Origin of the sequence: Nonlabens sp., from assembly GCF_018401815.1 — a bacterium.
Taxonomy (GTDB): domain Bacteria; phylum Bacteroidota; class Bacteroidia; order Flavobacteriales; family Flavobacteriaceae; genus Nonlabens.
Map to the genome: position 1 here is coordinate 146,236 of NZ_JAGYKG010000005.1, position 12,775 is coordinate 159,010.

Sequence of the window (12,775 nt, forward strand, 5' to 3'; positions counted from 1 at the left end):
TAATAATTAGGTTGTAAAAACGCTTGTATTCTATTGGGTTTCTTATTTTTGAAACACTTTTAGAGCATACTTGTTTATGATAAAGAATTTCATTTTTTTACTAGTGGCTTGTGGTGGTCTCGCTTTCGCGAAAGCGCAAGAAACACCAACACCCCAACCTGTTTCAAAAGACTCGATAGCAAAGTCGTCAGAGCAATATTTCTACGTAGACGGCGACTCATTAAGTGCCATAGAACTGGATAAGGTCCTCTTGATGCAGGACTTAAACTTTGACAGCAGGTACGAGCGCATTCGTTATTTAATCTTAAAACGCAAAGTGGAAAAAGTATGGCCGTATGCAAAACTTGCTGCCGAACGTTTAAGCGTTCTCGATAAGCGACTGGCTTCTTTAGAAACTACCAACCAAAAGAAGAAATACTCTAGGATGGTCGAGGACTATATAGAGGATGAATTTAAAGGAGAACTTAAAAAACTATCCAAAACCGAAGGGCAAATACTCATTAAACTCATTCACCGGCAGACTGGGGATACCGCTTATGACTTATTAAAGCGCTTAAGAAGTGGCTGGAGTGCCTTCTGGTTTGATAAAACAGCCAGCGTTTTTGATATGTCTCTAAAAGAAGAGTACCGACCAGAAACCGTTGTGGATGATTTTTACGTGGAAGACATTTTACTAAACAGCATTATAGATGATAAATTAGAAGATCAAAAACCAGCGATTGAGTTTGATTATTTTGCTGCTCGAGCCCATTGGAAAACATATGAAAAAGCGCTTCCTGCAAATTATGACAGCATCCAACTCGCTGCAAGAGCAAAACGCATACAGGAATACAACGAGAAAAAAGCACGTAAAGCCAAGCGCAATAATTAATTTTTTGTCCGGTTCCTAGAGTAAGTGTTCTTCTCGGTAGTCCATACCTGTAGCAGATTCAAAAGGGCCATCAAAATACATGAAAAACGCTACAATAGACATTGTCTATAGTTAGTTTTAAATTTATTTAAAATATTATAATTCAATTAATTATAAACTTTAACTAAATAGATGATTCATGTTATTAAAAGGGGTAAAGTTTCTTTATGTCATCCTTCAAAAATCGCATATTACACCTTATAAATACATTAAAACTTGTTTAAAATTGTTGTTTGACGGCTTATTGATTCGTATGTCTACTTGCGATTTGATCAATTCATACAACTTGTATACAGCCTGAAATAGGCAGCCTTAAAAAAAGTAAATTTTTTCAGTGTCGCGCTTTCTTAATTTGATGGCATCCCTTAGATTTGTTATTTAAAATAATTCTAGATAACAAATTATAATGGGTAGAAAAACTTCTCAAAAAATGCGTGAATTGCACAGGTATCTGGGCTTTTTCCTTGCCGGTATTATGGCTGTTTATGCAATTAGTGGTATTGCGTTAATCTTTAGAGATACGGACTTGTTAAAGCAAGAGGTCAGCATTGAAAAAACAGTACAACCACAACTGTCCATCAGCGAAATAGGACCAGCACTTAACATAAAGAAACTGGAAGTAGAAAGAAATGAGGCTGGGACCTACTATTTTGAAAATGGTTCTTACAACAGTCTTACTGGAGAGACCCAATTCACTAAAATGGAATTGCCTTACTTATTAGATAAACTCACTCACTTCCACAAAGCAAAATCGGGGCAGCCTTTATTCTTTTTAAACATCTTCTTTGGTGTGGGATTGCTCTTCTTTGTTCTATCGGCATTCTGGATGTTTCTGCCTGGTACCAAAATCTTTAAAAAAGGAATCCTCTTTTCTGCTGCTGGATTGTTGTTGGCGTTGATCCTGTTATTTGTATAACTGTTACTGTTCCACTAGAGCTGACTGCAACACTAGAATAGGTCACTCTAAAGAAAAAAATCCTCCTAATAGATGTTTGATCTGTAGGGAGGATTTGTTTTTCTAAAACCTATATGTATCAAGCTCTTTTAAGCTGTATGATGCCTATAGCGTTCAGTAATCTTATAATAACGTAGGTAATGTCTATTTCATACCATTTGACACCAAAGTTAGCGCGATTAGCGTGTTTGTGGTGATTGTTGTGATAACCTTCTCCCATCATTAAGAAATCAAATCTAAATAAGTTCTTACTGGTGTTTTTCATTTGGTAATTCACATAGCCATAAATATGACCAAACCAGTTGATGATCACCCCATGAATAGGAGCCATCATAAAGGTGACTGGTAATAACAACCATTGCCACCAAGCTGTTACAAAGAAGGCAAAGAACAATACATACAGCGTAATCCATAAAAGTCTAGAGAACCGAGAGCTAGCAAATTTGTCAAAAGCTTTCCATTGAGGTACGTTTTTAGTAAAACGCGCATCTACTGCTATGCGTTCTTGATTAATGTCCTGATAGATGGTTTTGGTTTTCCACATCATGGCAAACATATTATCATCAAATTTTGGGGAATGTGGGTCTTTTTCTGTGTCTGTAAAAGCGTGATGCATTCTATGCATGATGCCGTAACCGTATGCACTGAGGTAACTAGAACCTTGAAAGATCCAAGTGAGTACAAAAGTGATGCGTTCCATTGTTTTAGACATTGTGAACACTTGGTGCGCTGCATAACGATGCAAAAAGAAGGATTGAAAGAAGAGTCCACCGTACCAAAGCGCTACAACTAAAAGTATAACAGCCATAAGTCTTTTTTTTTTACAAAGGTAGGAGCAGTACAGGTGTAAAACTATGAACCTAGATCAAGAAATTCGCCTCCTGATTCGGCTCAATGCTTGTGCGGTTACCCCTATATAAGAGCTGATATATTTCAACGGCATGACGCGTATCAACTGAGGTCTTTCTTTGAATAACTTCACGTAACGCTCTTCAGCATTGAGGTTCAATAGGTTTTGTTCGCGTTTGGATTTGATTAGAAAAAGTCGCTCTGCAGTTAATCTGCCTATAAGATTCCCGATTTGTGTCTTTTTGTACACTTCTTGCAGGTCGTCATAAGTAATACTGAGCAACCTTGTTGTAGTCAGCGTTTGTAATTGATATAGGGAAGGCTGTCTGGTTAAAAAGGAGTCGTAAGCACTTATAAACTGGTTTTCAAAACTAAAGCCAAAAGTGATGTCTTTTTCGTCGTCTTCCTTGGGAATAAACAAGCGTACAATACCAGATTCTATAAACGAAATCTGATTTTCTACCTCGCCTAATTTTAAAAAAACTTCTTTTTTAGGAATCACTCGCTGAGTTAATTTTGAAGTAAAAAAGTCCCAATCCTCATTTGAGATGTGAGCAATACTTTCTAAATATTCTTTAATTTGTTTCATTAGGGTCGAGCTTACTAATTCCATTTCAAAGATAAGCGCATAGCAGCGATTTCATAGAAAGCAGCTTCCTAATTAAAGGGTAATTTATTTAGATATATAGGAGGCCCTCCTACTTGACGAAGCATTGAAATGTTGGGTAAAATAGAGAGGAGGGACAAGAAAAAACCGTCTTTACCTTTGGATTTCAAATGTTTTTTGAGCTACGCCTCTAGCTACCTTATTGTTGATCAGTTATATAGTGTGGTTTATCGCTGCAACGTCATAGTTACTTTACAATTGGGACAAACCATTTTATTGCCCTTTATTAAATCTTTAGTGATCAACGGTATTGCAGATCCACAATCAAGGCAAGGAATGCTGGAGGTTGTTTTCTTTTTAATTTTAATAAACTTTTTAAATATGTCCATCTTAGCTTGATCCAAGTCTGTTTTTTCTGTCATCCCTATTTTAACATCACAATTGGAACAGGTAAAACTTATCCCTTTTAAGAATACTTCTGTATGTAATACGATGAGTGTTTGACAATTGGGGCAGGAAATGTTGTTCGACATTTGATAGGTGTGTATGAGAGGTATCACAACTATAAGCTGAAGTAGCATTCCAGAAACTGAATAATAATTCAGAGCTGTTAGGTTGCATAGCAAAGGTATTATAGTTATTCTTGATAAATGGGAGTATCCAAGAAATTTTAGAAGACGTATACCTTATAAAAAAACAAATGACAGCGAGCATCATCAATATTCACCCTTTAGGATTTCCATGGAAAACACAAGATCCTTTTTTATTTTGTGCACACCATAGAGATTTATATCCAGCAGGAGATCAGTATTTAGGAATTCCTGAGGTTCAAAAAGCAGGTAGAACTATAGGTCAGGATTTTGTGATCAAAGATGGTTTTAGAATGTACCATGGTAGTCATGTACCAGGTTTTCCCTACCATCCGCACCGGGGTTTTGAAACCATCACCATTAATAAAGAAGGAATTGTAGATCATTCGGACTCGTTGGGAGGTGCAGGTCGTTTTGGTGCAGGCGATGTACAATGGATGACTGCTGGGAAGGGAATACTTCACAGTGAGATGTTTCCGATGCTAAAGAATGATCAAGAAAACACACTAGAAATTTTTCAAATATGGCTCAATTTACCTAAAGTGAGTAAAATGGTGCCGCCACACTTCAAAATGTTGTGGAGTGAAGAAGTACCTGTTATTCACCACAAAGATCAAAACGGCTTTGCTACTGAGGTAGATCTTATTGCTGGAACATTAAATGGGCACCACTCCTTGAAACCAACGCCAGATTCTTGGGCAGCAAATCCTGAGAATGAAGTACTTGTTGCTACTATAAAAATGGAAGCCGGTGCAACTTATATACTGCCAAAAGCACAGGGTAGTGAAGTTAAAAGGAATCTCTATTTCTATAGAGGGACGCAACTAGAAATAGCAGGAAAACCAGTCTCTGAGCATCATTCTATTGAAGTTTTAGCACTTCATGATTTAAAGATACAGAATACGGGTAGAGAAGCTTTTCTACTCATTTTACAAGGCAGACCAATCCATGAGCCGGTGGTACAACACGGTCCATTTGTGATGAATACAGAGATGGAGATCAGGGAGGCTTTTACCGACTATCAACAAACACAATTTGGAGGTTGGCCTTGGCCACAACAAGAGCAAGTACACGAGCCTAATAAAGGCAGGTTTGCTTTGCATAGTGGTGGTAGGTTAGAAACAAAAGAGGGAAAATCTTAAGGATGATTATATAATAAATAAACACTGCGATGTGGATTTGGCAGTATAGAACTGGTCTTTGCTTAAAACACACCCCTCTTTAGTAACTACAAGTGCAACAAAATCGGATCCTAAATAAACATAGTAAAATGAGCAATATTCGGGCTATATGGGTATTTAATAAGACTTGGGTGACCTCCTTGTCTTGTACTGCATTCTTTTGATATCAGCTGTGTACTACTAAAAATAAAGCGGATAAAGTATCCTATTACTTCCACATGCCCGGAACATGTTGTTTTTGATTAAATATCATAATTTTTAGTTTCGGTTTTAGCATCTGTATTATTTAAGCCTATGCGCAAAGAATGGTTGATTTAGGAACATCTTAATCAGACAAGAACTTATATTTGTATCGGCTTCAACAAATTTTATTATAAGACCAAATCTTTTTATATATCATTGTAGTTGAAATTGGTACTATTGTATTTTATTCAAATCTGTTCGCATTCCTAGGCTTTGTTAACGAATAGCTTTATCCATCTCTAACATAGCTTTAATCGAGTACTAAAATGTAATTAATGAAATTTGCAATCTTATCAGCAAATCCTAACTTGTACTCCACCAAAAGAATTGTGGAGGCAGGTAAAAAGAAAGGTCACGAAATGATCATTATAGATCATACCAAATGTGATCTTGTAATTGAAAAAAAGAAACCTATAGTTATTTATAAAGACGAAGAAATACGGGACCTTGACGGAGTCATTCCTCGTATTGGTGCATCGGTGACTTTTTTTGGTACCGCTGTGGTACGTCAATTTGAAATGATGAAAATATTCACTGCTACTGAATCTCAAGCTTTAGTTCGTTCCAGAGATAAATTGAGAAGTCTTCAAATATTGGCACGTGCAGGTCTTGATTTACCTAAAACGGTTTTTAGTAATTATTCTAAAAATGTAAGTAATGTGGTAGAGAAAGTAGGGGGTGCACCATTAGTTATTAAATTATTAGAAGGAACTCAGGGACTTGGCGTTGTATTAGCTGATAACAAAAATTCAGCGGAATCTATTTTAGAAGCCTTTAATGGTTTACAGGCTCGAGTGATTGTGCAAGAATTCATAAAAGAGGCTAAAGGGGCTGATATACGCGCTTTTATTGTTGATGGAGTGGTAGTAGGAGCTATGAAAAGGCAAGGAAAAGAAGGTGAGTTTAGGTCCAATTTGCACAGAGGTGGATCAGCAGATATCATTGAATTAACAGATGAGGAAGAAAATGCAGCTTTAAAAGCGGCTAAAGCAATGGGATTAGGGATCGCAGGGGTAGATATGCTTCAGTCAGTAAGAGGTCCTTTAATTTTGGAAGTGAATTCTTCCCCAGGTCTAGAAGGTATTGAGACAGCAACGGGTAAGGATATTGCCTCTCAAATCATCAAATACGTAGAGCGTAATGCGTAACAAGACCATTGAAGTTTTAGGAAAAGCTATTTCGGAAGGAAAAGGACTTCAGATCAATTTGGATATTGCAAAACTTCATACACGTACCAAAATAGAAGTGCCTGTTATTATTGAAAGAGCTAAAGAGTCTGGACCAACCATTTTAATTACAGGTGGTATTCACGGAGATGAAATTAATGGGGTCGAAATTGTTCGACAATTGGTTGCTAAAGGGTATCACAAACCTCAAAAAGGCATGGTAATATGTATTCCAGTAGTTAATATTTTTGGTTTTTTAAATCAAACCCGCCAGTTTCCGGACGGAAGGGATTTGAACCGAGTTTTCCCAGGTTCTAAAAGAGGTTCACTCGCCAGTATATTTGCCTATCATTTGATGAAGGAAATTGTACCCCTGGCAGACTACTGCCTAGATTTTCACACTGGTGGTGCAGATCGTTTTAACGCCCCTCAAATAAGAATAAATGAGGGGGATGAGGAAAGTTTAGAATTAGCAAAATCCTTTGGAACTTCTTTTATTATGCAATCAAAACGAAGAGAAAAATCCTACAGAGATTCTGCTATAAAATTAGGTAAAAAAGTACTTTTATTTGAAGGAGGGAAATCTTTAGATATAGATAAAACAATCACTAAAGTAGGGATTACAGGAGCGTTAAATTTGATGCATCATCTAGGGATTAGAGATTTTTCAAAAGAACTAGCATCCAAGGCAAAAGTCAGTGAACCCATAATTGTAGCAAGTTCTAAATGGATTCGAGCAAATCATTCGGGTATGTTTCGCAGTAATGCGATTTTGGGAAGGTTCTACAAAAAAGGCGATAAGATCGGCAGTATTTCAGATCCGTTTGGCTTTTTTGAAAAAGACGTCAAAGCTCCTGTAAAAGGCTATGTCTTTTGTATCAATAAAGCTCCAATAGTCAACAAAGGGGATGCTGTAATCCATATGTCCGTAGAAAAATAAGAACAAGCCTAGACTACAATACAGACAGCGTATCGAACATCAACTCATATCAAATATCAAAAAACAGCTATGGACTCATGAGTATGTTAAGAAACATATGAGTCACTTTTTTTTGGCTTTCGCGAAAGCGCAATAGATCTAACATACTACCTCCGGTTTACTCGTTGTCGCTTCCATGAGCTTTATTAAGATCCGTAAAACTCGAATTGCTCGGCAGTTCAAATATTTTCAAATTAAAATAGGGAACTGACGCAATTAGATGATCAAAGATGTCGGCCATGATGTATTCATAATTTTGCCAGCGCTTATCACTACTAAAAGCATACATCTCTATAGGAATACCGTGGGCGGTAGGGGCTAATTGTCTAACCATGATCATCATCTCCTTATTAGTACCCGAGTGGTTCTCAATATAGGTTTCCATATATTTTCTAAATACTCCTATGTTGGTGAGGTTTCTACCGTTTAACAATAATTCTTTATTGATATTATTTTCGTTATTGTAAGTAATAATATCCGATTGGCGCGCATTTAAATAGGAAGTGATAAGTTGAATTTCTTTTAATTGTTCCACTTCCTCATTAGATAAATGTTTAATGCTGTCTAGTTTGATGTTCAAAGCTCTTTTAATGCGTCTTCCAGCAGATTCTTCCATGCCACGCCAGTTTTTGAATGAATCAGAAATAAGCGCATAGGTAGGAATGGTGGTAATAGTTTTATCAAAATTTTGAACTTTAACTGTAGATAAATTGATTTCTATCACATCGCCATCAGCACCGTATTTTTCAAAGGTGATCCAGTCACCTATGCGCACCATGTCATTTATAGATACTTGAATACTGGCAACAAAACCAAGAATGGTATCTTTAAATACTAAGATAATGATGGCTGAGGCAGCACCAATAGTTGTAATAAATTCAATAAACTCTATTCCTGTAATAATTGCAAAAGCAGATAGTATCCCAAGAGACCATGCAAAAATCATAAATACCTGTATGTAACTGTCTATGGGTTTATCGTTTAAACGAGGTAAGGTTTTGAAGTAATCTTTAAAAGCTCTTAATAAACTACGAGCTATCCACAATGTCAGTACGATAGCAAATACCTTCAAACCTTTTTCTATTATATTTTCTAATTTTGGGAAGTCGATAAATATTTTAGGAATAACTTCTAATATCAGAAGAAGAGGAATGATATGAGCTACATTTTGTGGCACCCTATTCTTAACCAATAAATCATCAAACTTGGTTTTTGTTTTATCACTAAACTGAGTAAATAATTTAATAATCACTTTACTTGTGATCAAATCAATAAGAACGGCTAGAATCAGCAGGAGCAGAAGTAAGCTAACGAGATTGATATATTTAGCAGTAACATCTGTCATTCCAGATGCTACCAAATAATCGTATAACAAATGTTCCATATTCATATGAGTGTTCTTTAATGAAAATCTACTGTTTAAAGAAGATGTGTTTTTATAGTTGGTAAAATTAAGTATACTTATACGGAGTGGCCTTGTTTGTATAGATTTATTTTTAATCTACGGCACAGCATACTAGGAGCAAGACCTTCTTAGGGTGCAGGTCGTGACTTATAAATCTAGCTGGAACTGCTTAAAGGTAAAGAATAGCGGTAGCCTTTTTATAAAGAATGTTGTCATGTGGATAAATGTTGTTATCTTTACGCCATTAACAGTATTAATATAAATAAATTACATTAAGATGAGTAGAGGAACAGTAAAATTTTTCAATGACACTAAAGGATTTGGATTTATCACAGAAGAAGGAGTTGAAAAAGACCACTTTGTACACATTTCAGGATTAATCGATGAGATTAGAGAAGGTGACGAAGTAGAATTTGATTTACAAGAAGGAAACAAAGGACCAAACGCAGTAAACGTAAAAGTTCTATAATATATACTTATATATTTTGACAAAAGCCCCATCAATTTTGATGGGGCTTTTTTATGTACGGTACTGATGTTCCTTTAAAGACTTATAAATTTGACATCAAGTCCTGGATTTTATGATTTCTTTATGGTTGGTGACTGTACTTTTTATTCTTTTGAAATAGCAAGAACGTCTTCCAGTTCTAGATCTTCATCCATTTTGTTTACAGCTGGTACCGAGTCCTTAAGAACGACAAAAGTTTTTAATAGCTCCATATCTTCCTCTTGGCCTGAAAAATAAGGAAATACATCCATAATAGGGGACTCTGACACCGCTGGGATGCTGTATTCTCCCATCGTATCTTTCATAGTTAGGACGGTGTTTTCATAAGCTTCCTTGACATCATTGGCTTGAACTAGCAAGTACATATTGGTCTTCCGTTCCTTACCACTTTCTTCGTCAAAAGCAATTAAGGAAACACGAGACTTGAACCAGCGATCGGTATTTTCAAACGGGTGAATTTCTGCATAATTAGCCACCTTGATATTGATAATCTTAATTTCTTCACTTTCGGGCAAATAAGCTGTCATTTCTTCCGTAATTCTACTTTCGGCTTCTGTATAAGAAATTGCATCTACTAGAAAGGCCTCTGTCTTTATTTTTTGTGCTCCAGAGGCTTCATCAAACTTTCTGTATTTTACTTTACACTCGTACCAAGTTGCGCTCATATTTTTGTTTTAGGACGGCAAATATAGGCTGCTGAGCTAGCTCCTAAACTCAAAAACAGAATAGATGTTCACAAATCAAAAACGACAGGTATAGTGCATTTAAAGTAAGTCTGTTAGCGGTCTTTTTTTGTTTTGCGTTACCGATTGCAACGGCATCCTTTTGTTTTTCTTTTAAAAACAAAAGATAAAGTGAAAAGCGGGACCCGGTAGGGAAACGCCCAACTCATTAATAATCAATTTTTTCTTATATAAAAGTATGTCGCATCTCATCGGTTGAAGAGGCTCCCAACAATTCATTGAATGTTTTTATGCTATTAAAATCGGCTGTAATGGCCTTAGTAACCATAATACCAGATACACCAGTATCTAGAATACCTAGAACATCTGCTGTAGTAATACCTCCAAAACCAATAAGAGGAGTTTCGGTTGTTAGGATTTCTATAATAGCGGCATACCCATTAAAACCTAAGGCAACCGGGTGATTTTTTTGATCTTCTGAAATCTTAAAAGGTCCTAAACCTATATAATCTATATCTTTTGCAATTAGAGAATGGCAATCTTCCAAGGTATTAGCCGCGGCTCCTATAGTTTGCCAGTCGTACAAACCTTTTCTAGCCAGAGTAGGGCAGGTGTCGTTACGGTCTAGATAGGTACCGTCTGCCTTGATTTTATGGGCAATTTTATAATAGGTCTTGATAACCAACCTGGTTTGAAAATGCGCCGTAATCTTTAACACTTCTTGTGCGAGCTTCAAATGATCTTTTTCAGAGATATGCTCCAGATCCAGCTGTACCAATTCGGCTCCAGAGCTGCAGGCTTTTTGTATGTTTTCTAGATGTTCGGTGGCGCTAATTCCTCGAGAAATAAAATGTAATTTAGGGATCATAGGTTCTTTTGGTGTGTGATGGCATACACATTAGAATAATAATATTCAAAAGTATCTATTTAAAATGGGATAGGATCGCTAGTAAATGTAAAATAGTACAAATAATAAGAGGTCGTAATGTTTGCTATCATGGTATTTCTTATGCTAGCATCCATATTTGAACGGTTATGTACAAAAGTTGACCTTCCATATGTACCAATGGAATATAAAAATAAAAGTCTAGTTTAATGTAATGTGATTGGGTGGTTGAGTTCACTCTTAACGCTTTTTAAACGATTCTCTGGTACAACTAGCCAAAAGCGGCTTTGAGTTCTAAGCTGTAGTTCCAATTCGCTAGGTTAACCAATAATAATATTTTATTGATGACCAATTTTATAACTCAAACTTATAATTGTTGCAGCGTGATTGGATCATTTTTTATGATTTGGGTGTTGTTGGTGTTGGTATGCAACAAATACGTTGGGTTGAATGATAGGAGTTCCTCATATATATTGTCTCATAATTTATATTATGTCAAATAGTAATAATATACATTTTAGAATAGCACACATTTCCTACCTCTACACTCAGTAGCACCTCTCGCCGTTAAATAACTTCGAAACACACCCACCTGTTTGTGAATGACAGGATCCTCCACAATTACCTCAACGTATAATAATGACGGACTTCTTTAATTGGTAAGCCATCCCCTTTAAAAAGAAAAAACCATTTAAAATTACACTTACTTAAAACATAAAGTTTAGATGTATAATAACACTACTTAATACATAAAATTGACGCGTACCACCTTTAACCTCATGCGCTGAGTTTGAAACAGTATTCTATATGTTTTAACGGAAGTTTACAACCCCTATGTTACGATCTAATTTTTATCATCGGTTTTTTTAAGAGTTGTATTATTGCTGGTATTGCATTTTTGTTCGATCAACAATATGGAATTACTCCTCTTTTACTTCCAACCATTTTAAGCGGCCTTCGTATTTCATAAAGGTACGGTGGGAACTGTTAATGTTTAACTTTACGTTATTAGGTTGGTAAATTTGAAGTTCCACGTCCAGTGTTTCTACGTCGTTTTTGGTGGTAAACTGATAAGAAATATAGCCATTTTTATCATTGATGTTGCTCTTGATATTTTTTATATCGGCTGTAAAGTTAAAACCGGCATCTGCAGCATAGCCACCACTAATACGGCGTTCACCGTAAAATGGCAAAGCAAATTCACCTTCTTGTGCTACTATCTTTAGGCTGTAGTCATCACCTTGTACATCGATTCGGGAAAGGCTGTTGCCCGAACGTATCAGTAGGTCATTGGCAACATTATTAAGGGCTTGTGTGTTAAATGGAATAACCACGTCAGCTTCAAATTCAAAACCTTGCTGGCTCATTTTTTTTTGCAAGTTTTCTAACTGACTTCGATCATCGGCTGTAAAACTAGTTTTACAAGAAATCAACACTAATAAAGCCACTAATACTGAGGTAAGTGTTAAAGTCTTCATTTTTTTCTTTTAGTAACGATAAACAAATATTAATTGAGGTACTAGAGGTCTGTTTTTATTTCGCTTTCGCGAAAGCGAAAACTTATAAATTTGTTTATTCCTATTCTTGCGTTGACGGCTTTGCTCCTCTAAAACACTACGTAAATTTAAACATAATAGAAGTATTACAAACTTATTGAGCTGTTAAGGTTTTTACTTCAACTAATCAATAAGCATATAACATTCATTCAACTTTTAAGTGCTCGTATTTGAAATAACAAACTAATTCTTATTGATCTGTTAAAAATATGCTTCTTCTACTTTTATAATGGGACTATAACAACAAGGTTAACAGT

At 35.9% G+C, this 12,775-nt stretch carries 13 protein-coding genes; 6 read left to right on the top strand and 7 right to left on the bottom strand.

What is annotated here, in order from left to right:
- The first annotated feature begins 76 nt into the window (after window positions 1-76).
- Window positions 77-871, top strand: a complete 795-nt coding sequence (locus KG732_RS10750) for a DUF4294 domain-containing protein (protein ID WP_213523466.1) — start codon at window positions 77-79, stop codon at window positions 869-871.
- A gap of 445 nt (window positions 872-1,316) precedes the next feature.
- The gene (locus tag KG732_RS10755; RefSeq protein WP_213523468.1) at window positions 1,317-1,826 is read left to right on the top strand and encodes a PepSY domain-containing protein; all 510 of its coding nucleotides are present in this window, start codon (window positions 1,317-1,319) and stop codon (window positions 1,824-1,826) included.
- A gap of 118 nt (window positions 1,827-1,944) precedes the next feature.
- Here the strand turns inward: KG732_RS10755 and KG732_RS10760 are convergent, their stop codons facing one another.
- The 3 genes from KG732_RS10760 to KG732_RS10770 all read right to left on the bottom strand — a co-directional run bounded on the left by KG732_RS10760 (window position 1,945) and on the right by KG732_RS10770 (window position 3,854).
- On the bottom strand, window positions 1,945-2,673 hold the full coding sequence (locus KG732_RS10760; RefSeq protein ID WP_213523470.1) for an acyl-CoA desaturase: 729 nt from the start codon (window positions 2,671-2,673) through the stop codon (window positions 1,945-1,947).
- 57 nt (window positions 2,674-2,730) lie between these two features.
- On the bottom strand, window positions 2,731-3,303 hold the full coding sequence (locus KG732_RS10765) for a cyclic nucleotide-binding domain-containing protein (RefSeq protein ID WP_213523472.1): 573 nt from the start codon (window positions 3,301-3,303) through the stop codon (window positions 2,731-2,733).
- 245 nt (window positions 3,304-3,548) lie between these two features.
- Entirely contained in the window at window positions 3,549-3,854 is a 306-nt protein-coding gene (locus tag KG732_RS10770) for a hypothetical protein (protein ID WP_213523474.1), read from the bottom strand.
- 167 nt (window positions 3,855-4,021) lie between these two features.
- Between KG732_RS10770 and KG732_RS10775 the strand changes: the two genes are divergently transcribed.
- The 3 genes from KG732_RS10775 (at window position 4,022) to KG732_RS10785 (ending at window position 7,441) form a co-directional block, all read left to right on the top strand.
- The gene (locus KG732_RS10775; protein WP_213523476.1) at window positions 4,022-5,053 is read left to right on the top strand and encodes a pirin family protein; all 1,032 of its coding nucleotides are present in this window, start codon (window positions 4,022-4,024) and stop codon (window positions 5,051-5,053) included.
- 557 nt (window positions 5,054-5,610) lie between these two features.
- Window positions 5,611-6,483 (top strand): 30S ribosomal protein S6--L-glutamate ligase, encoded by an 873-nt coding sequence (gene rimK, locus KG732_RS10780; protein WP_213523478.1) that lies wholly within the window; start codon window positions 5,611-5,613, stop codon window positions 6,481-6,483.
- Window positions 6,476-7,441, top strand: coding sequence for a succinylglutamate desuccinylase/aspartoacylase family protein (locus KG732_RS10785; protein ID WP_213523480.1), 966 nt, complete (start codon window positions 6,476-6,478; stop codon window positions 7,439-7,441). The genes rimK and KG732_RS10785 overlap by 8 nt, the downstream gene beginning before the upstream one ends.
- Before the next feature lie 157 nt (window positions 7,442-7,598).
- Here KG732_RS10785 and KG732_RS10790 read toward each other — a convergent pair whose 3' ends face one another.
- Entirely contained in the window at window positions 7,599-8,870 is a 1,272-nt protein-coding gene (locus KG732_RS10790) for a mechanosensitive ion channel domain-containing protein (protein WP_213523482.1), read from the bottom strand.
- A 292-nt stretch (window positions 8,871-9,162) separates the two neighbouring features.
- Between KG732_RS10790 and KG732_RS10795 the strand changes: the two genes are divergently transcribed.
- Window positions 9,163-9,354 carry a cold-shock protein gene (locus KG732_RS10795; protein WP_213523484.1) on the top strand — a complete coding sequence of 64 codons (192 nt, stop codon included), beginning with the start codon at window positions 9,163-9,165 and terminating at the stop codon, window positions 9,352-9,354.
- Between the two features lie 143 nt (window positions 9,355-9,497).
- Here KG732_RS10795 and KG732_RS10800 read toward each other — a convergent pair whose 3' ends face one another.
- The 3 genes from KG732_RS10800 to KG732_RS10810 all read right to left on the bottom strand — a co-directional run bounded on the left by KG732_RS10800 (window position 9,498) and on the right by KG732_RS10810 (window position 12,440).
- Window positions 9,498-10,058, bottom strand: a complete 561-nt coding sequence (locus KG732_RS10800) for a DUF4494 domain-containing protein (RefSeq protein ID WP_213523486.1) — start codon at window positions 10,056-10,058, stop codon at window positions 9,498-9,500.
- A gap of 244 nt (window positions 10,059-10,302) precedes the next feature.
- Window positions 10,303-10,944 (bottom strand): thiamine phosphate synthase, encoded by a 642-nt coding sequence (locus tag KG732_RS10805; protein WP_213523488.1) that lies wholly within the window; start codon window positions 10,942-10,944, stop codon window positions 10,303-10,305.
- Between the two features lie 938 nt (window positions 10,945-11,882).
- Window positions 11,883-12,440 carry a DUF4251 domain-containing protein gene (locus tag KG732_RS10810; protein WP_213523490.1) on the bottom strand — a complete coding sequence of 186 codons (558 nt, stop codon included), beginning with the start codon at window positions 12,438-12,440 and terminating at the stop codon, window positions 11,883-11,885.
- Window positions 12,441-12,775 lie beyond the last annotated feature (335 nt).

Excerpts from the sequence above, each read along its gene's own strand:
- KG732_RS10750 (WP_213523466.1), top strand. The coding sequence starts at position 77 with ATGATAAAGAATTTCATTTTTTTACTAGTGGCTTGTGGTGGTCTCGCT.
- KG732_RS10755 (WP_213523468.1), top strand. The coding sequence starts at position 1,317 with ATGGGTAGAAAAACTTCTCAAAAAATGCGTGAATTGCACAGGTATCTG.
- KG732_RS10760 (WP_213523470.1), bottom strand. The coding sequence starts at position 2,673 with ATGGCTGTTATACTTTTAGTTGTAGCGCTTTGGTACGGTGGACTCTTC.
- KG732_RS10765 (WP_213523472.1), bottom strand. The coding sequence starts at position 3,303 with ATGAAACAAATTAAAGAATATTTAGAAAGTATTGCTCACATCTCAAAT.
- KG732_RS10770 (WP_213523474.1), bottom strand. The coding sequence starts at position 3,854 with ATGTCGAACAACATTTCCTGCCCCAATTGTCAAACACTCATCGTATTA.
- KG732_RS10775 (WP_213523476.1), top strand. The coding sequence starts at position 4,022 with ATGACAGCGAGCATCATCAATATTCACCCTTTAGGATTTCCATGGAAA.
- rimK (WP_213523478.1), top strand. The coding sequence starts at position 5,611 with ATGAAATTTGCAATCTTATCAGCAAATCCTAACTTGTACTCCACCAAA.
- KG732_RS10785 (WP_213523480.1), top strand. The coding sequence starts at position 6,476 with ATGCGTAACAAGACCATTGAAGTTTTAGGAAAAGCTATTTCGGAAGGA.
- KG732_RS10790 (WP_213523482.1), bottom strand. The coding sequence starts at position 8,870 with ATGAATATGGAACATTTGTTATACGATTATTTGGTAGCATCTGGAATG.
- KG732_RS10795 (WP_213523484.1), top strand. The coding sequence starts at position 9,163 with ATGAGTAGAGGAACAGTAAAATTTTTCAATGACACTAAAGGATTTGGA.
- KG732_RS10800 (WP_213523486.1), bottom strand. The coding sequence starts at position 10,058 with ATGAGCGCAACTTGGTACGAGTGTAAAGTAAAATACAGAAAGTTTGAT.
- KG732_RS10805 (WP_213523488.1), bottom strand. The coding sequence starts at position 10,944 with ATGATCCCTAAATTACATTTTATTTCTCGAGGAATTAGCGCCACCGAA.
- KG732_RS10810 (WP_213523490.1), bottom strand. The coding sequence starts at position 12,440 with ATGAAGACTTTAACACTTACCTCAGTATTAGTGGCTTTATTAGTGTTG.